This is a genomic window from Gordonia sp. SCSIO 19800, assembly GCF_018132775.1.
GTDB classification, from domain to species: Bacteria; Actinomycetota; Actinomycetes; order Mycobacteriales; family Mycobacteriaceae; genus Gordonia; species Gordonia hongkongensis.
In genome coordinates this window covers 1-23,083 of sequence record NZ_JAGRQM010000028.1, presented here as the reverse complement: position 1 = coordinate 23,083, position 23,083 = coordinate 1, and the positions used below count along the sequence as shown (strand labels likewise).

The 23,083-nt window shown below is 69.1% G+C and carries 22 protein-coding genes; all 22 read left to right on the top strand.

All coding sequences use genetic code 11. The features are described from left to right. Positions 1–60: 60 nt before the first annotated feature. The 22 genes from thrS (at position 61) to KB201_RS22185 (ending at position 22,861) form a co-directional block, all read left to right on the top strand. Complete coding sequence (gene thrS / locus KB201_RS22290; RefSeq protein ID WP_211540503.1) at positions 61–2,157, top strand: threonine--tRNA ligase; 2,097 nt, start codon at positions 61–63, stop codon at positions 2,155–2,157. Continuing rightward, positions 2,150–2,713 (top strand): HIT domain-containing protein, encoded by a 564-nt coding sequence (locus KB201_RS22285; protein ID WP_058250257.1) that lies wholly within the window; start codon positions 2,150–2,152, stop codon positions 2,711–2,713. The genes thrS and KB201_RS22285 overlap by 8 nt, the downstream gene beginning before the upstream one ends. 111 nt (positions 2,714–2,824) lie before the next feature. Beyond that, positions 2,825–3,559: a phosphatidylinositol phosphate synthase gene (pgsA, locus tag KB201_RS22280; RefSeq protein WP_211540502.1), complete on the top strand. Its 735-nt coding sequence runs from the start codon at positions 2,825–2,827 to the stop codon at positions 3,557–3,559. After that, a complete protein-coding gene (locus tag KB201_RS22275) occupies positions 3,556–4,479 on the top strand; it encodes a phosphatidylinositol mannoside acyltransferase (protein ID WP_211540500.1) in 924 nt (307 codons plus the stop codon). The genes pgsA and KB201_RS22275 overlap by 4 nt, the downstream gene beginning before the upstream one ends. 19 nt (positions 4,480–4,498) lie before the next feature. Next, positions 4,499–5,623 (top strand): glycosyltransferase family 4 protein, encoded by a 1,125-nt coding sequence (locus KB201_RS22270; RefSeq protein ID WP_211540499.1) that lies wholly within the window; start codon positions 4,499–4,501, stop codon positions 5,621–5,623. Beyond that, positions 5,623–6,168: an NUDIX hydrolase gene (locus tag KB201_RS22265; RefSeq protein ID WP_058250261.1), complete on the top strand. Its 546-nt coding sequence runs from the start codon at positions 5,623–5,625 to the stop codon at positions 6,166–6,168. Before KB201_RS22270 ends, KB201_RS22265 begins: the two co-directional genes overlap by 1 nt. 96 nt (positions 6,169–6,264) lie before the next feature. Further along, entirely contained in the window at positions 6,265–7,176 is a 912-nt protein-coding gene (pdxS, locus tag KB201_RS22260; protein WP_058250262.1) for a pyridoxal 5'-phosphate synthase lyase subunit PdxS, read from the top strand. A 131-nt stretch (positions 7,177–7,307) separates the two neighbouring features. Further along, complete coding sequence (locus tag KB201_RS22255; RefSeq protein WP_058250263.1) at positions 7,308–8,174, top strand: PP2C family serine/threonine-protein phosphatase; 867 nt, start codon at positions 7,308–7,310, stop codon at positions 8,172–8,174. A gap of 11 nt (positions 8,175–8,185) precedes the next feature. Beyond that, entirely contained in the window at positions 8,186–8,956 is a 771-nt protein-coding gene (locus tag KB201_RS22250; protein WP_078112331.1) for an FHA domain-containing protein, read from the top strand. 170 nt (positions 8,957–9,126) lie between these two features. After that, positions 9,127–9,618 (top strand): LuxR C-terminal-related transcriptional regulator, encoded by a 492-nt coding sequence (locus KB201_RS22245; protein WP_058250265.1) that lies wholly within the window; start codon positions 9,127–9,129, stop codon positions 9,616–9,618. Between the two features lie 63 nt (positions 9,619–9,681). Beyond that, complete coding sequence (locus KB201_RS22240; RefSeq protein WP_065632103.1) at positions 9,682–10,536, top strand: acyl-CoA thioesterase II; 855 nt, start codon at positions 9,682–9,684, stop codon at positions 10,534–10,536. Continuing rightward, positions 10,533–11,153, top strand: coding sequence for a pyridoxal 5'-phosphate synthase glutaminase subunit PdxT (pdxT, locus tag KB201_RS22235; RefSeq protein WP_058250267.1), 621 nt, complete (start codon positions 10,533–10,535; stop codon positions 11,151–11,153). The genes KB201_RS22240 and pdxT overlap by 4 nt, the downstream gene beginning before the upstream one ends. A 156-nt stretch (positions 11,154–11,309) precedes the next feature. After that, positions 11,310–12,065 carry a YebC/PmpR family DNA-binding transcriptional regulator gene (locus KB201_RS22230; RefSeq protein WP_058250268.1) on the top strand — a complete coding sequence of 252 codons (756 nt, stop codon included), beginning with the start codon at positions 11,310–11,312 and terminating at the stop codon, positions 12,063–12,065. A gap of 101 nt (positions 12,066–12,166) precedes the next feature. Then, complete coding sequence (gene ruvC, locus KB201_RS22225) at positions 12,167–12,736, top strand: crossover junction endodeoxyribonuclease RuvC (protein ID WP_058250269.1); 570 nt, start codon at positions 12,167–12,169, stop codon at positions 12,734–12,736. Continuing rightward, entirely contained in the window at positions 12,733–13,326 is a 594-nt protein-coding gene (ruvA, locus tag KB201_RS22220) for a Holliday junction branch migration protein RuvA (RefSeq protein ID WP_058250270.1), read from the top strand. Before ruvC ends, ruvA begins: the two co-directional genes overlap by 4 nt. After that, positions 13,327–14,415, top strand: a complete 1,089-nt coding sequence (gene ruvB, locus KB201_RS22215) for a Holliday junction branch migration DNA helicase RuvB (RefSeq protein ID WP_058250271.1) — start codon at positions 13,327–13,329, stop codon at positions 14,413–14,415. It abuts the gene before it with no gap. Positions 14,416–14,585: 170 nt separating this feature from the next. Further along, the gene (gene yajC, locus KB201_RS22210; protein ID WP_211540496.1) at positions 14,586–14,969 is read left to right on the top strand and encodes a preprotein translocase subunit YajC; all 384 of its coding nucleotides are present in this window, start codon (positions 14,586–14,588) and stop codon (positions 14,967–14,969) included. A 248-nt stretch (positions 14,970–15,217) separates the two neighbouring features. Further along, complete coding sequence (gene secD / locus KB201_RS22205; RefSeq protein ID WP_231742245.1) at positions 15,218–16,843, top strand: protein translocase subunit SecD; 1,626 nt, start codon at positions 15,218–15,220, stop codon at positions 16,841–16,843. Further along, positions 16,840–18,033, top strand: a complete 1,194-nt coding sequence (secF, locus tag KB201_RS22200; RefSeq protein WP_058250274.1) for a protein translocase subunit SecF — start codon at positions 16,840–16,842, stop codon at positions 18,031–18,033. The genes secD and secF overlap by 4 nt, the downstream gene beginning before the upstream one ends. Positions 18,034–18,043: 10 nt before the next feature. Further along, complete coding sequence (locus tag KB201_RS22195) at positions 18,044–19,777, top strand: ABC transporter substrate-binding protein (RefSeq protein WP_058250275.1); 1,734 nt, start codon at positions 18,044–18,046, stop codon at positions 19,775–19,777. 16 nt (positions 19,778–19,793) lie between these two features. Next, positions 19,794–20,369, top strand: a complete 576-nt coding sequence (locus tag KB201_RS22190) for an adenine phosphoribosyltransferase (protein ID WP_058250276.1) — start codon at positions 19,794–19,796, stop codon at positions 20,367–20,369. A gap of 107 nt (positions 20,370–20,476) precedes the next feature. Then, a complete protein-coding gene (locus KB201_RS22185; protein ID WP_211540493.1) occupies positions 20,477–22,861 on the top strand; it encodes a bifunctional (p)ppGpp synthetase/guanosine-3',5'-bis(diphosphate) 3'-pyrophosphohydrolase in 2,385 nt (794 codons plus the stop codon). Positions 22,862–23,083: the final 222 nt, after the last annotated feature.

Here is a 23,083-nt window from a genome sequence, read left to right as displayed (position 1 = left end):
GCGCAAACGTCCGACCCGGACGCGTCTTCGCGTGTCCGCCCCAACCCGAGGAGCGCCCCCGTGCCCGACGACGTCCAGGTGACCAGCCCCGCCACGATCCGTGTGCCGGCTGGGACGACCGCGGGCACCGCACTGCGCGAGGCCGAGCTGCCCAACAAGGGCCCGGAGGCCATCGTCGTCGTCCGTGACGCGGGCGGGGATCTCCGCGACCTGTCGTGGGCACCCGACGCCGACACTGATGTCGAACCGGTCGCCGCGAACACCGAGGCCGGCCGCAGCGTGATCCGGCACTCCACCGCACACGTTCTCGCGCAGGCGGTCCAGGAGCTGTTCCCCGAGGCCAAGCTCGGCATCGGCCCGCCGATCAAGGACGGCTTCTACTACGACTTCGACGTCGCCGAACCCTTCACCCCCGAGGACATCACCGCCCTCGAGAAGAAGATGAAGCAGATCATCAAATCGGGTCAGCGGTTCTCGCGGCGGGTGTACGAGTCGAAGGACGAGGCCCGCGCCGAACTGGCCGGCGAGCCGTTCAAACTCGAACTCATCGACGACAAGGGCGCCGCCGACGACGCCGAGGTGATGGAGGTCGGCGGCGGGGAACTGTCGGTTTACGACAACCTCAATCCGCGCACCGGAGAACGCATCTGGTGCGACCTGTGCCGCGGACCGCACGTCCCCACCACCAAGTACATCGCGGCCTTCAAGCTGACCCGCAGCTCGGCGGCATACTGGCGGGGCGACCAGGCCAACGCCGGTCTGCAGCGCGTGTACGGCACCGCGTGGGAATCGTCGGAGGCGCTGGACGCACACCTGGAGATGCTCGCGGAGGCCGAGAAGCGCGATCACCGAAAGCTCGGCGCCGAACTCGACCTGTTCAGCTTCCCCGACGAGCTCGGCTCGGGACTCCCGGTCTTCCACCCGAAGGGCGGCATCGTCAAGCGCGAGATGGAGGACTACGTCCGCGCGAAGCACATCGAGAACGGCTTCCAGTACGTCGGCACCCCGCACATCTCGAAGGAGCATCTGTTCCACCTGTCGGGCCATCTGCCGTACTACGCCGACGGCATGTTCCCGCCGATCCACGTCGACGAGGAACGCAACGAGACAGGGGAGATCACCCGCCAGGGGCAGGACTACTACCTCAAGGCAATGAACTGCCCGATGCACAATCTGATCTTCCGGTCGCGCGGACGGTCGTACCGTGAACTGCCGCTGCGGCTCTTCGAGTTCGGTCACGTCTACCGCTACGAAAAGTCCGGCGTCGTGCACGGTCTGACCCGCGTCCGCGGGTTCGCCCAGGACGATTCGCACAGCTATGTGACGCCGGAACAGGCCAAGGACGAGATCAAGCATCTGCTCGACTTCATCCTCGGGCTGCTGCGCGACTTCGGCCTCGACGAGTTCTACCTCGAGCTGTCCACCCGCGACGACTCGCCGAAGTTCATCGGTTCCGCGGAGCAGTGGGCCGCCGCGACCGCCATCCTCGAAGAGGTGTGCGTCGAATCAGGTCTCGACCTCGTGCCCGACCCGGGTGGTGCCGCCTACTATGGACCGAAGGTCTCGGTTCAGGCGAAGGACGCGATCGGGCGTACCTGGCAGATGTCGACCATTCAGTACGACTTCAACCAGCCTGCCGGATTCGACCTCGAGTACACCGCCGCCGACGGCACCAAGCAGCAGCCGGTGATGATCCACTCGGCGAAGTTCGGCTCCATCGAGCGCTTCTTCGGCGTGCTCACCGAGCACTACGCGGGCGCGTTCCCGGCGTGGCTCGCACCGGTCCAGGTGGTCGGCATCCCGGTCGCGGAGGCGTTCGAGGGACACCTATTTGATGTGGTGGCCGACCTTCTCGCCGCCGGTGTCCGCGCCGAGGTCGACGCCTCCGACGACCGGATGCAGAAGAAGATCCGCAACCACACCACCGGCAAGGTGCCGTTCATGTTGCTGGCCGGCGAACGCGACGTCGAGGCCGGGGCGGTGAGCTTCCGGTTCCGCGACGGCACACAGGTCAACGGCGTACCGGTCGCCGATGCGGTGTCGGTGATCGTCGAGTGGGTCCGGAGCAGGCGCAACGAGTCGCCCACCAAGGAGTTGGTCGAGGCCGCGCTCGGCGAGGTGGAGACGGTCGTGGTGGCGGGAGCGCTCGATGAGTGACGCCGCGTTCGGTGAGGCGCCCGGCGAGATCCGAGACGAGGGTGTCGGTGTGGCGGATCGCCTGCAACGGCTGTGGAGTCCCCACCGGATGACCTACATCGCCGACCCGCAACCGGCCGAGAAGACGGGGCACCCGTTCCTCGACATCCCGACCATGAGCGATGAGGACGGTCTCATCGTGGCGCGTGGTGACACCGTCTACGCGGTGCTGAACCTGTACCCCTACAACCCGGGGCACACCATGGTGGTGCCGTACCGGCAGGTCGCCGACCTCGAGGATCTGACCGCCGCGGAGTCCGCGGAACTGATGGCGTTCACGCAGCGGATGATCCGCACGATCAAGGCGGTGTCGAACCCCAACGCGTTCAACGTGGGTCTGAATCTCGGCTACGCGGCGGGCGGTTCGTTGTCCGAGCACCTCCACCAGCACATCGTGCCGCGATGGATGGGCGACGCGAACTTCATCACCATCGTCGGCGAGACGAAGGTCATGCCGCAGTTGCTCCGGGACACCCGCGGACTGCTGGCCACCGCCTGGCAACGGCTGGACGACTGACCCCGCTGTGAGCGATCGGGTGCCGGTGCGATCAGGTGAGGCGATGTCAGACGAGAGCGATCGGGAAGCGCTGAGCCACGACGCGGCGCGAGATGGGGGAGGAACTCGGCGATGCTGAGCATTCTGGGTCGGGCATCGGTCTCGAAGGTGACCCTCCCGATGGGTCGGGCGCTCCTGCGGACCGGGCTGACGCCGGACTCGGTGACGGTGATCGGCACGCTGGCCGGCGTCGCAGCCGCCCTCACGCTGTTCCCGATGGGGGAGCTGTTCTGGGGCACGCTGGTCATCTGGCTGTTCGTGATGTTCGACATGCTCGACGGCGCGATGGCTCGTGCCCGGGGCGGCGGCACGCGATTCGGCGCCGTTCTCGACGCGACCTGTGACCGCGTCGCCGACGGCGCCATCTTCGCCGGCCTCGCCTGGTGGTGCGCGGTCACCGAACCCCACGATCTGCTCCTCGTCGCGACCCTCATCTGTCTGGTGACCTCCCAGGTCATCTCCTATGCCAAGGCCCGCGCGGAGGCGAGCGGCCTGTACGGCGACGGCGGTCTCATCGAGCGGCCCGACCGGCTGATCATCGTGCTCGTCGGCGCCGGTCTCACGGGTCTCGGCCTGTGGTGGGCCATCCACGTCGCGATGTGGTTCCTCGCGGTCGCCAGTGTCATCACCGTCGGGCAGCGGATGTGGTCGATCGCGCAGTCGCCGGGTGCGCGGGACCTCATCCCCATCGCCTCCGAACCCGCAGACACCGGACCCGCAGACACCGAGCCCGCAGAATCCGAGAACGGCGATGCCGAACCCTCGTCCGGCTCGGACGGTCAGACCCCGCCCGCGGGACAGCGATGACCGATCTCGGCGCGATGGCCGCCGACCTCGGATACCGGGCCGGGTGGGCCGCGGTCCGGTGGGCTCCGGAACGGGCCGCGCGGGGTCTGTTCGACCGTGCCGGCAGCTACGCGGGCCGTCGTGGCGGCGGCCCGGACCAGTTGCGCCGCAACCTGGCCCGTGTCCTGGGCGTCGAACCCGCGCAGGTGCCCGACGACCTCGTCGCCGACGCCATGCGCTCCTACGCCCGGTACTGGTGCGAGGCGTTCCGCCTGCCGACCCAGGATCGTGCGACCGTCACGTCCACCGTTGCGCTCCCCGACGAGGACCGGGCCCGCCTGGACGCCGCGCTGGCCCGGGGTAGGGGAGTCATCCTGGCTCTGCCGCACACCGGCAACTGGGACATGGCCGGTGTCTGGCTCGTCCACCACTACGGCAGGTTCGCGACGGTCGCCGAACGCCTGAAGCCGGAGTCACTGTTCAACCGGTTCGTCGCCTACCGGGAATCACTGGGCTTCGAGATCTTCCCGTTGAGCGGCGGCGAGCAACCCCCGTTCGGGCAGCTGGCCGACCGGCTCCGCGCCGGCGGCATCGTGTGCCTGCTCGGCGAACGCGACATCGCCCGGCACGGGGTTCCGGTGACCTTCTTCGGCGAACGAACCCGCATGCCGGCGGGGTCCGCACGGCTGGCGATGGAGACCGGTGCCGCGCTGATGCCCGTCCATCATTGGTTCGAGGAGGCGCCGCGTTCGATGATGTGCTGCGGGGAGCAGATCGACGTCTCCGGCGGGATCGAAACGGCCACCCAGGCCCTCGCCGACGCCTTCGCGGTCAACATCGCCGCGCATCCGGCGGACTGGCACATGCTGCAGCCGCTCTGGGAGAGCGACTGGACCGACCGTCAGCGCGGTCGCGTCGAGCAGGACGGGACGCCGACATGACGACGACCAGGGGAGTGCCATGCGAATCGGAATGATCTGCCCTTACTCGTTCGACGTGCCCGGGGGTGTACAGGCCCACGTCACCGAACTCGCCGTCGTCTTCCTCGACCGGGGCCACGAGGTCAGCGTGCTCGCCCCGGCCGGCCGCGACACCGAACTGCCGGACTACGTCGTCCGGGCGGGGCCCGCGCTGGCGATCCCGTACAACGGCTCGGTCTCCCGGGTGAATTTCAGTCCCAAGGGCTACCTGCGCTTGCGTCGCTGGGTCGCCGAGAACGGATTCGACGTCCTGCACGTCCACGAACCGAATTCGCCGAGCATCTCGATGCTGTCGTTGATGGTGGCCTCCGGGCCCATCGTCACCACCTTCCACACCGCCACCTCGAAATCGTTGTGGCTGAGCGTGTTCCAGGGAATCCTACGGCCGTATCACGAACGGATCGCGGGCAAGATCGCCGTCTCCGAGCTCGCGCGTCGCTGGCAGATGGAGTCACTCGGCTCCGATGCCGTCGAGATCCCGAACGGCATCAACGTCGCGTCCTTCGCCGACGCCGAGCCTCTCGAGGGGTATCCGCACCCGGGTGGAACGATTCTGTTCCTCGGCCGTTTCGACGAACCGCGCAAGGGCATCGATGTGCTCATGCGTGCGCTGCCCGCGGTCGTGGAGAGGTTCCCGTACGTGCGGGTCCTGGTCGTCGGCGGCGGCAACCAGGCGGCGCTGCGGCGGCGGGCGGGTCCACTCGCCGAACACCTGGTGTTCCTGGGGCAGGTCGACGACGCGACCAAGGCGCGGGCGCTGGCCTCCGCCGACGTCTACTGCGCGCCCAACCTCGGCGGCGAGAGCTTCGGCATCGTCCTGGTCGAGGCGATGGCGGCCGGGGCGGCGGTGATCGCCAGCTCCCTGAACGCCTTCCGGCGGGTGCTCGACGACGGCCGGGCCGGGCGACTCGTCGAGACGGGTTCCCCCGATCAACTCGCCGCCGGCCTCGTCGAACTCCTCGCCGACCCGGAGGCGCGCGGCGACCTCGTCGCCGCCGGACGTATTCGGGCCGACAAGTACGACTGGTCGCGGGTGGCCGACCAGATCCTCCGGGTCTACGACACCGTCACCGTGGGAGCCGGTCCGGTCGTGGTGTCGGACTGATGGCCACCTGGATCGTCCTCGGCGTGGTGGCCGTGCTGCTCGTGGCGGGATGGGCCTACCACACGGCCAACCGCCTCGACCGGCTCAACGTCCGCGTCGATCTCGCCCGCCAGGCGCTCGAATCGAACCTCGACCGGCGCGCGGTGGTCGTGCGTGCGGTGTCAGCGGAGATGATCGCCGGCGACGGCGCCGCGAACTCCCGCACGTCCGTCGACGACGGCGTCGCCGCCCAGGCGCGAGAGCTCGCCACGCTGGCCGATCGCGCCGAGCGGGCCGCGCCGTCGGCACGTGAGGACGCCGAGAACGCGCTGTCGGCCGCACTGGCGCGCACCGACCCGAATCGTCGGTCCGCGGCCCTCGTCGTCGAACTCGCCGACGCCGAGACGCGGGTGATGATGGCGCGTCGGTTCTACAACGACGCCGTGCGTGACACCAGGGCCCTCGCGCAACGACGGCCCGTTCGATGGCTGCGGCTCGGCGGCCACGCGGCACCCCCGGAGTACTTCGAGATCATCGAGCGCGTCACCCCAGGCCAGGCGGACTGATCCCTCGTCGGGGGCCCTCGGCCCCTCACCTAGACTGGTGGGCATACCGCCGCCGCGAACGCGGCAGGTCGGGACTGCGACACGAGGAGATCTTCAGTGAGTCACAACGGCGCGACCGTTCCCGAGGTCGGCCAGGGCACGGCCCGGGTCAAGCGCGGCATGGCGGAGATGCTCAAGGGCGGCGTGATCATGGACGTCGTGACCCCCGAGCAGGCGAAGATCGCCGAGGATGCCGGCGCGGTGGCCGTCATGGCTCTGGAGCGGGTGCCCGCCGACATCCGTGCCCAGGGTGGGGTGTCGCGGATGAGCGATCCCGACATGATCGACGGCATCATCGCCGCCGTCTCGATCCCGGTGATGGCCAAGGCCCGCATCGGACATTTTGTCGAGGCGCAGATCCTGCAGAGCCTCGGGGTGGACTACGTCGACGAATCCGAGGTCCTGACCCCGGCCGACTACAGCAACCACATCGACAAGTGGGCCTTCACCGTGCCGTTCGTGTGCGGTGCGACCAATCTCGGTGAGGCCTTGCGCCGGATCACCGAGGGCGCGGCCATGATCCGCTCGAAGGGCGAGGCCGGCACCGGCGACGTGTCGAACGCGACGACCCACATGCGCAAGATCCGCGACGAGATCCGGCGTCTGACCTCGTTGCCGAAGGACGAACTGTACGTGGCCGCAAAGGAATTGCAGGCTCCCTACGAGCTCGTGGTCGAGGTGGCCGAGGCCGGCAAGCTGCCGGTCACCCTGTTCACCGCGGGCGGGATCGCCACCCCGGCCGATGCGGCGATGATGATGCAGCTCGGCGCCGAGGGCGTGTTCGTCGGATCGGGGATCTTCAAGTCGGGCAACCCGGCACAGCGGGCCGCGGCGATCGTGCAGGCGACCACGTTCCACGACGATCCCGACGTGCTGGCGAAGGTCTCGCGCGGCCTGGGCGAGGCGATGGTCGGCATCAACGTCGACGACATCCCGCAGCCGCACCGCCTCGCCGAGCGCGGCTGGTGACCGCTTCGTCCGAATCGTAGGTGGTCAGACCGACCGCCGGCCGCCGCGGCGCCCCGTCTCAACACGCCGGAGACCGAACAGTCGACATGCGTGGCGGGTCAGGGGCTTCGCGGCGGTAGTATCTGCTGATCATGGATGCGGCGACCATCGTTCGAGACGCTTCGGTCTCGGGCACACACATCGTGGGTGAATTGCGGCTCGAGTGGTCCGCCGCGTGCAATGTGGGGCGAGTCCGGGAGACGAACGAGGACGCGGCACTCGCGCTGCCGGGGATGTACCTGCTCGCCGACGGCATGGGCGGGCACGACAGCGGCGAGCTGGCCAGCGAGGCCGCACTGCTCACCTTGTCGGAGGCCACCAGCGCGGGTGAACTCAAGGCGACCCAACTGCAACTCGACGATCTGTTGCTCGCCGCCCAGCGGCGCATCGGCGAGATCGATACCGAGACCGAGCGACGCGCGGGTACCACCGCCACCGGCATCGTGCTCGTCACCCACGAGCAGAGCCCGCACTGGCTGGTGCTGAACATCGGCGACTCGCGGACCTATCGCTTCCAGAACGGCTCGCTCAACCAGCTCACCACCGACCACTCGCAGGTCCAGGAATTCATCGACGCCGGATTCCTCACCCCCGAGCAGGCCCGAACCGACCCGCGCCGCAACGTGATCACGCGCGCCCTCGGCGCGGGCATGGTCGACCCGGTCGCCGACTACTCGAGTACGCCGGCATTCCCGGGGGATGTGCTGCTGCTGTGTACCGACGGTCTCACCGGGGAGCTGCCCGACGAGGAGATCGGTGACATCCTGCGCAATGCGGAGGACTCCCGGCAGGCGGCCGAACGGCTCGTCGACGCCGCCCTGGCGCTCGGCGCGCACGACAACGTCACCGTCATCGTCGTGAGTGTCCACGAATCGGTGCCGACCCTCACGATGCCCGCGCTCGACGACTCGGCGCAGGGAGAGGCCGCCGGAGCTGCTCCGGCCCCCGACCCGAGCTGATCGGAGGACTGATGACCACGGGTCAGGACCGGGCCGAGACACCACCCGCAGAGTCCGGCGACGCCGCGCTGGACGCCGGGGCGACCTACGTCGAATACTGCGGCGAGCGCATCGCGCTCGACGCCGACCGACGGTTCTTCATCGGCCGCGAAGCGGATCTGTCCATCGACGACAACCCCTATCTTCATCGCCGATTCCTGGTGATACACAACGAGAACGGGCTCTGGTGGCTCACCAATCTCGGCACGCACCTGTCGGCGAGCGTCTCGGCGGGCGACGTCGGGTTCTCGGCGACCCTGGGCCCCGGTGCGCGGATGCCGCTCGTCTTCGGTGAGACGACCATCGTGTTCACCGCCGGCCCGACGACCTACGAGCTGAGTCTGTTCGCCCGCGCACCGCAGGTGAAGTCGGTGACGCGGCCGGAATACAGCGGCGGGCACACGACGCAGGGCGTGCCGACGCTTACCGAGAGCCAGAAACTGCTCATCATCGTGCTGGCCGAGGAGATCCTGCGGCGTGAGGGGACCGGCTCGAGTGCCATCCCGTCGTCGGCGCAGGCGGCGCGCCGGCTGGGCTGGCCGCTGACCAAGTTCAATCGCAAACTCGACAACGTCTGCGACAAACTCGATCAACTCGGGGTGAGCGGAATGCGCGGTGGGGGCGGAAAACTCGCGAGCAACCGCCGGACCAAACTGGTGGAGTACGCGGTGTCGTCACGCATCGTCACGCGAGAAGATCTCCCCCTCATCGACGCCGAGGCGGCCCGAAACGCGGCCGACTGAGTCAGCCGCCGCGTCTGCACGTCGCTGACCTGCGGTTTCACCGTGGGTAGTTCTCCCCACGGGTAGGGGAGTTCTCCCCATCGACCACCCGGGCCGCAGCCCATAATCTTCATCTCATCGCCGGGAGAACCCGGAAGACCACCGGTTGAATGAGTGAAGAGGAAGCACACATGACTGCGATCGCCCATCAGGCCCCCCAGCACCTGCGCTCGGTCAGCGCTCGTCGTGACGCGGAGGCCATCGCCCGCCGGAAGGAAGCCCTGGCGCGTCTGGCGGCTCGCCGGATGCCGTTGCCCGGCCACCAGATCCAGACGCCGCGTGCGGGTCAGCCGCTCGGCCTGGGCCATCGTCCGGGACACCCCCACCTGCACCGTGCGGTCGCCGTTCCCGCGCTCACCGAGGTCCCCGAGGTCGCGGAGGCCACGGCCGACCGGGCCAAGCCGAATCTCACCTCGCGCGAGGTCGAGGTCCTGCGCACCTGGATGCTCGTCGACTCCAAACCCGCTGTGGCCCAGGAGCTCTACATTTCGCTCGGTACGGTCAACACCCACCTCACCCGGATCCGGGCCAAGTACGCCGAGATCGGCCGTCCCGCCCCGACGAAGGCATCGCTGGTCGCCCGGGCCATCCAGGACGGGATCATGACCCTCGACGAACTCTGATCGCCGGCCGCGCTTCGGCGGGCAGGGGAGTGCCCACCGGCGCCGTGCGCGATACTGGTCTGCGTGGCAGCCATCGAGGACATACTCCAGGTCGAACAGATCGAGACCGACATCTACCGCGGCGGTGCGTTCCCGAGTCACCTGCAGCGCACCTTCGGCGGCCAGGTCGCCGGTCAGGCCCTGATGTCGGCGACCCGCACGGTGTCCGACGAGTTCGACGTCCATTCCCTCCACGGTTACTTCCTGCGTCCCGGTGACCCGGATCGTCCGGCGGTGTTCCTCGTCGACCGCATACGCGACGGACGGTCGTTCGTCACCCGGCGGGTGACCGGCATCCAGAACGGCGAGGCCATCTTCACCATGTCGGCGTCGTTCCACGTGCGCACCGACCAGGGCTACGAGCACCAGGACCGGATGCCGCCGGCCCCGCAACCGGACGAGCTCACCGACCGCCTCGACGAGCTGGCCGAGGAAGAGCGCGCGGTGTTCAAGGAGTGGCGCAACTTCGATCTGCGCATCGTGCCCCCGGAGATGATGGTCACATCGTCGTATTTCGCTGCGCAACAACGAGTCTGGTTCCGCTACCGCCATCGGCTGCCCGACGACACCGTCTTCCACGTCGGCACGCTGGCCTACATGAGCGACATGACCCTGCTCGGGTCCTCGCGTGTGCCCCACCCCGAATCCAATCCGCAGGTCGCCTCGCTCGACCATGCGATGTGGTTCATGCGGCCGTTCCGCGCGGACGACTGGCTCCTCTACGACCAGACGTCGCCGTCGGCGGGCGGTGGTCGCGCCCTGACCCAGGGACGGATCTTCGATCGACAGGGCCGCCTGGTCGCGGCGGTCACCCAGGAGGGGCTGGCGCGCACCGGCCGCGTGATGCCCGACGACCAGCACGCCCGGACCGATCGGTGAGCGAAGGGAACCGGCCGCGGATCGGGGTTCTGGCACTGCAGGGCGATGTGCGCGAGCACGTCTTCGCGCTCGAGGCGGCCGGCGCCGACGCCGTGGCGGTGCGACGCCCGGCCGAACTCGACGAGGTCGACGGAATCGTCATCCCCGGCGGTGAATCGACGACGATGAGCAAACTGCTCGGCATCTTCGACCTGTTCGACCCGCTGGTGGACAAGCTGTCCGACGGCCTCCCGGCGTACGGGTCGTGCGCGGGCATGATCATGCTCGCCTCCACGATCCTCGACACCCGGCCCGACGCACGGCATCTGGACGCCCTCGATGTCACGGTGCGGCGCAACGCATTCGGGCGTCAGGTGGAGAGTTTCGAGACCGACCTGGAGTTCACCGGGATCACCGACGCCGAGGGCGCCGCGCCGATGCGCGCGGTGTTCATCCGGGCGCCGTGGGTCGAGTCCGTCGCCCCGGAGGTCGAGGTCCTGGCGCGTGTTCCCGGCGGCCCGGCGGCCGGGCGGATCGTCGCGGTGCGTCAGGGGAACGTGCTCGCGACGTCGTTCCACCCGGAGGTGACCGGCGACCGGCGCGTACATGAATACTTCGTGGAGATGGTGCGTCGGTAAGATCGTGCCGAACCAGCGGTAGACCACGAGCCCGGCACGCCGGGAACAACCCAACAGGGCGCACCACCAACAGGGCGACCGGATACAGGTAGAAGTGCGCCGGATGCGGGCCACGGCCCGCCGCACGTGCCGGCGCCGGGAAAGGAATCGACGGACATGAGCGGCCACTCCAAATGGGCCACCACCAAGCACAAGAAGGCGGCCATCGACGCCAAGCGCGGCAAGATGTTCGCCAAGCTCATCAAGAACATCGAGGTGGCGGCGCGGACCGGCGGCGGTGACCCGGCGGGTAACCCCACACTGTTCGACGCGATCCAGAAGGCGAAGAAGTCCTCGGTCCCCAACGACAACATCGAACGCGCACGCAAGCGCGGCGGTGGTGAAGAGGCCGGCGGCGCGGACTGGCAGACCATCATGTACGAGGGCTACGGGCCCAACGGCGTCGCCGTGCTCATCGAATGCCTCACCGACAACCGCAACCGTGCGGCCGGCGAGGTCCGGACCGCGATGACGCGCAACGGCGGCAACATGGCCGACCCGGGTTCGGTCTCCTACCTGTTCACCCGCAAGGGCGTGGTGACGCTGGAGAAGAACGGACAGACCGAGGACGACGTCCTGATGGCCGTGCTCGACGCGGGCGCCGAAGAGGTCACCGATCTCGGCGAGTCCTTCGAGATCGTCAGCGAGCCAAGCGATCTCATCGCCGTCCGCAGCGCGCTGCAGGAGGCCGGGATCGACTACGACTCCGCCGAGGCCAGCTTCCGCGCGTCGGTCGAGGTCGCGGTGGACGCCGACGGCGCACGCAAGGTGTTCAAGCTGATCGACGCCCTCGAGGACTCCGACGACGTCCAGAACGTCTACAGCAACGTCGACATCAGCGACGAGGTCCTCGCCGAACTCGAGAACGACTGACAGCCGCCGCCTCTCCGGTGTGTTGATCACCGGACTTGTCCGTCCTCCCCGATAAGATCTCGAACAACTGTTCGCAGATCACCATGCCTGGGAGGGTACGAGTGCGCGTCATGGGCGTCGATCCGGGTCTGACCCGGTGCGGTATCGCGCTGGTCGAGTCGGGTCGGGGGCGGACGGTGACCGCCCTCGACGTGGACGTCGTGCGCACCCCCAGTGACATGGAACTCGCCGAGCGGTTGCTCGCGATCTACACCTCCGCGTGTCACTGGCTCGATGTTCACCAGCCCGACGTGGTGGCCATCGAGCGGGTCTTCGCGCAGAACCAGGTGTCCACGGCCATGGGGACCGCGCAGGCCGGCGGCGTCATCGCGCTCGCGGCGTCCCAGCGCGACGTACCGGTGCGCTTTCACACCCCGTCGGAGGTGAAGGCGGCGGTGACCGGCAGCGGACGGGCCGACAAGTCTCAGGTCACCGCGATGGTCACCCGGATTCTCGGCATGCAGACCAAGCCGCGTCCCGCCGACGCCGCGGATGCGCTCGCGCTCGCGATCTGTCACTGCTGGCGCGGACCCATGATGGAGCGGATGGCAGCCGCACAGAAGCAGGCCGACGCCGCCGCGGCCCGGCACCGCGCGCGGGTGGCCCAGGCACGAGAGGGGAGTCGCGCATGATCGCGTCAGTCCGCGGACCGGTGCTCGAGATCGCGCTCGACCACGCCGTGATCGACTGCGGGGGAGTGGGATACCGCGTGCTGGCGACGCCCGCGACGCTGTCCCGGCTGCGCCGCGGTGACGAGGCGACGCTGCTGACCTCGATGATCGTCCGCGAGGACTCGATGACGCTCTACGGCTTCACCGAACCCGACGCCCGTGCGCTGTTCGCGCTGCTGCAGACGGTCACCGGCGTCGGCCCGAGACTCGCGATGGCGACCCTCGCAGTCCTCGAGCCGGATGCGTTGCGACGCGCGCTCGCCGAATCCGACACCAAGTCACTGACCTCGGTACCCGGCATCGGCAAACGCGTGGCCGAACGGCTGTGCGTCGAACTGCGGGACAAGGTGGACCGGCCCACGGGAGAGGCGTCGACCGGTGTGACCGTCGTCGGCGGTATTCGCGAGCAGGTCGCCGAGGCGCTCGTCGGGCTCGGGTTCACCGCGGGCCCCGCGGAGAAGGCGGTCACGACGGTACTCGCCGAGAATCCCGACGCCGATGCGTCCACCGCGCTGCGTCACTCGCTGTCACTGCTCGGCAAGGCGTCGTAGATGGGCGGCGATCCGGACGACGTCGACGATCGGGACGTGAGCGCGATGCCGGTGCGCTCCGACGGCGACCTCGACGCCGGTCTCCGTCCCCGGTCACTCGCTGATTTCATCGGCCAGCCGCGGGTCTGCGAACAGCTCGAACTGGTCCTGCACGGGGCCAAGGGCCGCGGTGGCACCCCCGACCACATCCTGCTGTCGGGACCGCCCGGGCTCGGCAAGACGTCGCTGGCCATGATCATCGCCTCGGAGATGGGCGCCGCCATCCGGGTGACCTCCGGTCCGGCACTCGAGCGGGCCGGCGACCTCGCGGCCATGCTGTCGAACCTCGTCGAGGGCGACGTGCTGTTCATCGACGAGATCCATCGCATCGCGCGCCCGGCCGAGGAGATGCTGTACCTCGCGATGGAGGACTTCCGCGTCGACGTCGTGGTCGGCAAGGGCCCGGGAGCGACCTCGATCCCGCTCGACGTCGCACCCTTCACGCTGGTCGGGGCGACAACACGGTCGGGGTCGCTGACGGGCCCGCTGCGCGACCGGTTCGGGTTCACCGCGCACATGGAGTTCTACGAGCCCGACGAACTCGTCCGGGTGCTGCACCGCTCGGCCGGGATCCTGGGCATGGAACTCCGCGGCGACGCCTCGGGCGAGATCGCGCGCCGGTCGCGGGGCACGCCCCGCATCGCGAACCGGCTGCTCCGCCGGGTCCGCGACTACGCCGAGGTGAGGGGAGACGGGTCGATCACCGTGGACGTCGCCCGCGCGGCGCTCGCGGTCTACGACGTCGACGAACTCGGCTTCGACCGTCTGGACCGGGCGGTCCTCGACGCCCTGATCCGCGCCTTCGGCGGGGGGCCGGTCGGGGTGTCCACGCTGGCCGTGGCCGTCGGCGAGGAACCGGCGACCGTGGAGGAGGTCTGCGAGCCGTTCCTTGTGCGCGCGGGCATGATCGCGCGGACGCCGCGCGGGCGGGTGGCCACCGCCGCCGCCTGGCATCACCTCGGACTCACCCCGCCCGCCGGTGCGATGAACGCCACCTTCGGGGTGCGTCCCCGTGACGTGGCGGCCGACACGCTGTTCGACGACCTCTAGCCGGATCTTCGACGACCGTCGAGGACACCGGCACCACCTGCGGGGATGAGCTCCGCGCAAGACGTGGCACACTGTGTGGAGCACAGCTGAGCTGATGCTGCCCGGATTCGTCCGGACAGGCCGCTCGCTCACGCCGTACCCACTGATACCCAAAGGACTGACTCGCACTCATGGACGCTCTGCTCTTCCCGCTTCTGCTCGCCCTGCTGGCCGGCTTCATGTTCCTGTCGATGCGGAAGCAGAAGAAGCGTGTGGCCGAGATGCAGGAGATGCAGAACTCGGTGTCCACCGGTACCCGCGTCCAGCTGACCTCCGGTCTCTTCGGCACCGTGATCGACGCGAGCTCGCCCGAAGTCGTCGATGTCGAGATCGCCACCGGCGTGGTCACCCGCTGGAACCGGCTGGCCGTCATGCGCGTCGTCCCGACGGATGAGGCCGCGGCCACCTACGCCGGCCACGTCGCCCCGGAGATCGAGTCCGACGACTACGGCGACGCCGACTCGGTCAGCCTGGACAAGCCCGCCACCGACAACGCGCGCGACAACGACAAGTAAGCCGCATCCGCGCCGCGTCGGACCACGACGCGGCGCGCCCGTCCGTCTGCACCGCCTCCGACGCGCTTCCGGCGTGTCCCGGCCAGGAGTGGACGATGGGTCATGCCGGTCGGGCTGCTCGTCGGCCGGTTGACGCTCTCAAGGAGACCTGAACAGCTGTGACAACTCCCTCTCGGACTTCGGGGAAGGGCCGGACTGCAGGGAAGCGGTCGCGACCGGCTCGAGAGATCCCGCCGTGGCGTCCGCTCGTGGCCTTCATCGGCCTGCTCGCGGTCGTCTACGGACTGATATTCTTCACCGGACCCCAGACCATCGAACCGAAGCTCGGTATCGACCTCCAGGGCGGTACGCGCGTCACGCTGACCGCGCGGACCGAGGACGGTCAGGCGGCGACCCGAGAGCAGCTCGATCAGGCCAAGCAGATCATCGAGCAGCGCGTGAACGGGCTCGGCGTCTCCGGTTCCGAGGTCGTCGTCAGCGGTGACAACCTGATCATCACGGTCCCCGGCCAGGACGGCGCGCAGGCCAAGTCACTCGGCCAGACGGCGCGCCTGTACGTCCGACCGGTCGTCGGGCAGCCGGCCATGGCGACTCCGCAACCGCCGAAGCCCGAGAGTGCCGACGATCAGGCCGACGCCCTGCCCACCGAGGCCGCGGCAGCCGCCATCGACGAGCAGCGCAAGCTCCGTCAGGCGCCGGGGAACGCGACCCCGCAGCAGCTCGAGGCTCTCCAGCAGCAGATGGCGAAGATGGACTGCTCGCCGACGGCCAACGACCCGCTGCTGGGCAACGACCGCCCCGACCAGTACCTCGTGGCCTGCTCGACGGACGGCTCGGAGGTCTACCTCCTCGGCCCGGAGATCATCGACGGTCGCGACATCAAGAACGCGAACGCCGGTACCGATCCGCAGACCGGCGAATGGGTGGTGACCCTCGAATTCGAGGGTGAGGCCGCCAGCTTCTGGCCCAGGTACACCGCCGAGCAGGCCCCCAACCGGACCCAGACCGCCTTCACGCTCGACTCGCGCGTCGTCTCGGCGCCGGCGATCAACGAGCCCATCCCGGGCGGTCAGACCCGGATCAGCGGCGGTAGCGCCAGTCCGTTCACCGAGTCGTCGTCGAACGAACTCGCCAACGTGCTGAAGTACGGCTCGCTGCCGTTGTCGTTCACCGCCTCCGACGCCGAGACGATCTCGGCGACACTGGGTCTCGCGTCGCTGCAGGCCGGCCTGATCGCCGGACTGGTGGGCCTGGTCGCGGTGTTCATCTACGCCCTGGCCTACTACCGCATGCTCGGCATCCTGACGGTGCTGTCGCTCGTCCTCGCCGGGGCCATGGTGTACGGCATCATCGTGCTGCTCGGTCGCTGGATCGGGTTCACCCTCGACCTCGCCGGCATCGCGGGTCTGATCATCGGTATCGGTATGACCGCCGACTCGTTCGTCGTCTACTTCGAACGAATCAAGGACGAGATGCGCGAGGGGCGCAGCTTCCGGTCCGCGGTGCCCCGCGGTTGGGCGAGCGCGCGCCGCACCATCTGGTCCGGCAATGCGGTGAGCTTCATCGCCGCCGCGGTCATCTACATCCTGGCGATCGGCGAGGTCCGCGGCTTCGCGTTCACACTGGGTCTCACCACGATCCTCGACGTCATGGTCGTGTTCCTGGTCACCCACCCGCTGGTCGTCTACGCGAGCCGTTCGACATTCCTGTCGAAGCCGAGCGTCAACGGACTCGGGGCGATCAGCGAGGTCGCCCGCCAGCGTCGCGTCGCCGCGCACCGGCAAGCGGGTGCGGCCACCGCCGGCACGTCTGCATCGTCGACGGACGCCGACCACACCACTGACGCCACTCGGGAGAAGGGGACCGTGCGATGACCGGGCCGGACAACAAGGCAACCGGCGACTCGGCCGTCCTCGACGCCGACAAGGCGCAGCCCGGCGCGGACGCCGACTTCGTCGCCGATCGCAACCGCTCGTTCCTGTCCCGGCTCTACACCGGTACCGGTGCCTTCGAGATCGTCGGGCGCCGCCGCATGTGGTACGGCGTCACCGCGGCGATCCTGCTGATCTGCCTGGCCTCGATCGGAATCCGCGGGTTCACCCTCGGTATCGACTTCGAGGGCGGCACCCAGATGTCGGTGCCGGTCGTCTCCTCGGAGATCACCGCGGAGTCCGTCGAAGAAGTTGTCACCGCGACCCTCGGCGAGGCGCCCGAATCGGTACAGACCGCGGGAGCCGGTGGCAGCCAGACGGTCCAGGTGCGCACCGAGACACTCGATCTCGCCCAGGCGGAGTCGGTGACGCGCGCGCTCGCCGACGAATTCGGTCCCGAACTCGCGCCCGCCGAGGTGAGCATCTCGGATGTGAGCTCGACGTGGGGCAGCGAGATCACCGAGCGCATGCTGATCGCGCTGGCCGTGTTCCTGGTCATCGTCTTCGTCTACATCGCGGTGCGATTCGACCGGGAGATGTCCATCGCGGCGATGGGGTCGCTGTTCTTCGACCTGATCGTGACCGCCGGTATCTACTCGCTCGTCGGGTGGGAGGTCACCCCGGCGACCGTCATCGGCCTGCTCACCATCCTCGGCTTCTCGATCTACGACACGGTGGTCGTGTTCGACAAGATCTCCGAGAACACCCGCTCGGTGCTCCAGACCACCCGGCGCACCTACGCCGAACAGGCCAACCTGGGTGTGAACCAGACCCTCATGCGATCGATCAACACCACCGTCATCTCGGTGCTGCCGATCATCGCGCTGATGGTCATCGCGGTCTGGCTGCTCGGCGTCGGAACGCTCAAGGATCTCGGGCTGATCCAGCTCGTCGGTGTCCTCGTCGGTACGTTCTCGTCGGTCTTCCTTGCCGCGCCGCTCCTGGCGACACTGAAGGAACGTCGCCCCGACATCGGCCGGCACACCGAGAAGGTCCTCCGACGTCGCGCCGGGCTCCCGTCCGACGAGCCGCGGCCGGTCCGGACGCGCCGAGGGGCATCCGCCGGGGCAGCAGTCGACACCGACGACGCGGACCGCGCGGTCCCGACCGGCAAACGCCGCCGCAACCGCTAGTCTCTGCGACGTGAGCGTTGGACGCCGGGAGTTCGTCAGGGTCCTGAGCCTCCTCGTCGGGCTCGTCACGGTCGCCGGGCTGGTGACGGCCTGCGGCGACGACGGGCCGCCGACGATCGACTACGTGGTCGACGCGCGGATCACGACCTACAACGCGAACACGGTGAGCGGCAACGCCGATGGCGTCCTCATGGCGACCACCCGGCTGCTGCCCGGCTTCAGTCTGCTGGGCCCGGCCGGCCAGGTCATCCCGGATCGCGACGTCGGCACGGTCACCCAGGTGCCCGGCCGCGTGCCGACCCTGCGGTATGACTTCAACCCCGAGGCGACCTTCTCCGACGGGGTGGCCCTCGACTGCGACGATCTCGTGCTCGCCTGGGCGGCGATGAGCGGACGGCTGCCCGGCTTCACCCCGGCGACCACCGCCGGCTATCGCGACATCGACTCGGTGAACTGCGCGGCCGGCGACAAGAGCGCGACCGTCACCTTCGCGCCCGGACGGGAGTACCGGAACTGGCTCTCGCTCTTCGGCGCCGGGGCGATGATGCCGGCGCATGTGGTGGCCCGCGTGGCCGGCCTCTCCGACGTCATCGACCCGATCCGGGCGATGGACCGGGCCGCCGTCGGACGCATCGCGGACGCATGGAACACCGGCTTCGACCTGACGTTCGGACCGGTCGATCACGCGCACTATCCGGCGTCGGGTCCGTATCGCATCGACCGGTACTCGCGCTCGGGCGGACTCGTCCTGGTGCCCAACGACGAGTGGTGGGGCGACAAGCCGGAGACCTCGCGCGTCGTCGTCTGGGGGCGCGGGACCGACGCGACCCGCCGGCTCCCCGACGGGCGATTCGACGTCGTCGACGTGACGGCCGGCCTCGTCGACGGTGACATCGCCGGTTCGGCGGGGGCCGCCGGGACGTCCTCGCCGGCGCGCGCGCTGGGCGTCGAGGAACTCGTCCTGGCGGGCCGCGGCTTGTTCGGCGATGTCCGGATGCGCCGGGCGTTCGCCTCCTGCGTCCCGCGAGCCGACCTCGCGCGCGATTTCGGCGCCGGCGCGCAGGTCTGGAATCTCCGGGTGCTCTCCCCGGCAGACAATCTGGCCGCACAGATGAACACCGAATTCGGCCAGGCCTATCAGCGGCCGGACATCGAACGAGCGCGCGGACTCGTCCGGGCGGCCACCGTGCAGGGCGCGGTACAGGATCCGGCCGGCGGCGAGGCGGCCGGTTCGGAGGTCGCGCTGCGACCGCGGACGGTACGCATCGGCTACGTCGCGCCGACTCCGCGCTGGCAGCAGATGACCGCGGCGATCGCGGCGTCGTGCCGCGCAGCGGGGATCGTCGTCGAGGACGCGTCCTCACCCGACCTGCGGCCCGACGCGCTGGGCCGCGATGTCGACGCACTCATCGTCGCCGGGGGCGCGTCATTCGCCGCGGCCGGTGCTGCCGACCCGAGCCGGGACGCCTACGCGTTGCGCGGCGGAGACCCCCTGAACCTGTCCGGCATCCGGGAGCCGATGGTGAGTCGGGGAGTGGATCAGCTCGCGACGACCGTCTCGGCGCCCGACCGACTCCGTCTGGCCCGGTCCATCGAGAACGCGACCTGGGCGACGATGCCGTCGGTGCCCCTCTTCGCGGCGCCGCGGGTACGGCAGTGGAAGGATCGGGTGGGCAACGTGGTGGCCGGTCTCGGCCGCGACGGCACCGGATGGAACATGGATCGGTGGACGATCCGTGGCTGAGCAGGGGAGTGAAGCGATGGGTGGTGTCGTGCCCGACCGTACGGCGGAGGCGGTCTCGCGAGCGCAGGCGGCGATCGCCGAACACGCTCGCCTCGTCGACGACTTCCCGGCTCCCGGAATCGCTTTCAAGGATCTGACACCGGTCCTCGCGGACCCGGAAGGGCTGTCGACGATCGTCACCGCGCTCACGCATGGTTGTTCGTCGATCGACCTCGTGGCCGGTATCGACGCGCGCGGGTTCCTGCTGGGCGGCGCGGTCGCGCGTGAGCTCGAGGTCGGGGTGCTGGCGGTCCGCAAGGGCGGCAAGCTGCCGCCGCCGGTCCTCGCCATCGACTACAGCCTCGAATACGGGCAGGCAACGCTTGAGATCCCGGCCGACGGCCTCGACCTCAGCGGGCGGCGTGTCCTGCTCGTCGACGACGTGCTCGCCACCGGCGGGACGGCGGTCGCCGCGGCCGAACTGCTCCATCGTGCGGGTGCGCACGTCGTCGGGGTCGCGGTGATCATGGAACTCGCGGGTCTCGGCGGCCGGGACACGATCGCCCGTGGCCTCGGACCGGACGTTCCCGTGCATGCGGTCGCACTGGACTGACGGCGTCGACCCGGTCATGGGCGGGCCGCGACTAGAATCGGCTGAGCCCGCCCGGCAGGCCGGACGGGTCACCGTATGCCGACAGACAACCGTGAGGAGGACCGCTGATGCCCGATGAATCCGACACGGCGCAGCGTGGCGTGACCCCCGCGGGTAACCCGGACGCCGGAGCGACGTCGGCCGAGACCGCCGACCGGCCGAACGCACCGGCCGCGGTCGGCTCCATCCAGCCGGGTGCGTCGGCCTCACGCCGGGTGCGCGCCCGCCTCGCGCGCCGTATGACCGCAACCCGCAGCCAGGTCCGGCCGGTCCTCGAACCGCTGGTCACGCTGCACCGCGAGATCTACCCCAAGGCCGACGTGGCGTTGCTGCAGCGCGCCTACGACGTCGCCGACGAACGGCACAGCGGCCAGAAGCGCAAGTCCGGCGATCCCTACATCACCCATCCGCTGGCGGTCGCCACGATTCTCGCCGATCTGGGCATGGACACCACGACCCTCATCGCGGCGCTGCTGCACGACACGGTCGAGGACACCGGCTACTCCCTGCAGGCGCTGGAGAAGGACTTCGGACCCGAGGTCGCGCACCTCGTCGACGGCGTGACCAAGCTCGACAAGGTCGCCCTCGGCAGCGCCGCGGAGGCCGAGACCATCCGCAAGATGATCATCGCGATGGCGCGCGATCCGCGCGTTCTCGTCATCAAGGTCGCCGACCGGTTGCACAACATGCGCACGATGCGCTTCCTGCCGCCGGAGAAGCAGGCGCGCAAGGCCCGCGAGACCCTGGAAGTCATTGCGCCACTTGCTCATCGACTCGGCATGGCGACGGTCAAATGGGAACTCGAGGACCTGTCGTTCGCGATCCTGCACCCCAAACGCTACGAGGAGATCGTCCGGCTCGTCGCCGACCGCGCGCCGTCCCGCGACACCTACCTGGCCCGGGTGCGAGCCGACATCAACAATGCGCTGGCCGGTGCGCGTATCAACGCAACCGTCGAAGGGCGGCCCAAGCACTACTGGTCGATCTATCAGAAGATGATCGTCAAGGGCCGCGACTTCGACGACATCCACGACCTCGTCGGGATGCGCATCCTCTGCGAGGAGGACCGTGACTGCTACGCCGCCGTCGGTGTCGTGCACTCGCTGTGGCAACCCATGGCGGGGCGCTTCAAGGACTACATCGCCCAGCCGCGGTTCGGCGTCTACATGTCGTTGCACACCACTGTGATCGGACCCGAGGGCAAACCGCTCGAGGTGCAGATCCGCACGCACGAGATGCACCGCACGGCCGAGTTCGGGATCGCCGCGCACTGGCGCTACAAGGAGAACGGCTACCGCAAGTCGGGCAAGAAGTCCGACACCGCCGAGATCGACGACATGGCCTGGATGCGCCAGCTGCTCGACTGGCAGCGGGAGGCCGCGGACCCGGGCGAGTTCCTGGAGTCGCTGCGCTACGACCTCGCCGTGCGCGAGATTTTCGTGTTCACCCCGAAGGGCGATGTCATCACCCTGCCCGCCGGGTCGACCCCGGTCGACTTCGCCTACGCGGTCCACACCGAGGTCGGGCACCGCTGTATCGGCGCGCGCGTCAACGGCCGGCTGGTCGCGCTCGAGCGCACGCTCGAGAACGGCGAGGTGGTGGAGGTGTTCACCTCCAAGGCGCCGACCGCCGGTCCGTCGAAGGACTGGCAGACATTCGTGGTCTCGCCGCGCGCCAAGGCCAAGATCCGGCAGTGGTTCGCCAAGGAGCGACGCGAGGAGGCCCTCGAGGCCGGCAAGGACGCGATCGCCAAGGAGGTCCGCCGCGGCGGGCTCCCGCTCCAGCGGCTCCTCAGCGCGGAATCGATGTCGACGATCGCCCGCGAGTTGCGCTACACCGACGTCACCGCGCTCTACACCGCGGTCGGTGAGAACCACGTCTCCGCACGGCATGTCGTCAACCGGCTGGTCGCCTCACTGGGTGGCATCGAGGACGCCGAAGAGGCGATCGCCGAGCGTTCGACGCCGTCGACGATGCCGACCCGGGCAAGTCAGGGCGGCGACGCGGGCGTCATGGTCGACGGCATCGACAACGTCGTGATCAAACTCGCCAAGTGCTGCACCCCGGTGCCCGGCGACGACATCCTCGGTTTCGTCACCCGCGGCGGCGGGATCAGCGTGCACCGCACCGACTGCACCAACGCCGAATCGCTTCGGCAGCAAGAGGAACGAATTCTCGACGTGTCCTGGGCCCCGTCGCCGGAATCGGTGTTCCTGGTGGCGATCCAGGTGGAGGCGCTCGACCGGCACCGGCTGCTGTCAGACGTGACCAAGGTGCTCGCCGACGAACGCGTCAACATCCTGTCCGCGTCGGTGACGACGAGCCGGGACCGGGTGGCCATCAGCAAGTTCACGTTCGAGATGGGCGACCCGAAGCACCTCGGGCACGTGCTCAACGTGGTGCGCAACGTCGAAGGCGTCTACGACGTCTACCGGGTGACCTCGGCGGCGTGATCGGGAGGCTCTGTTCTGATTCGCCAGCCCACTCCCTCTGCTCCCTGAGGTGCGAGCGAAGCGAGCCACGAAGGGCCGGGTGAGCTGCCTCGCCAGGCCCTTCGTGGCAGTGAGAATGGGTGTGGTGATTGTCGGGGGTGAGGTTTGACCTGCTTCGTGGCTGACCGTGGTGTCATGGACGAGATCTGTCGACCTCATTCCGCCGGTGATCGCCGCCGCAAA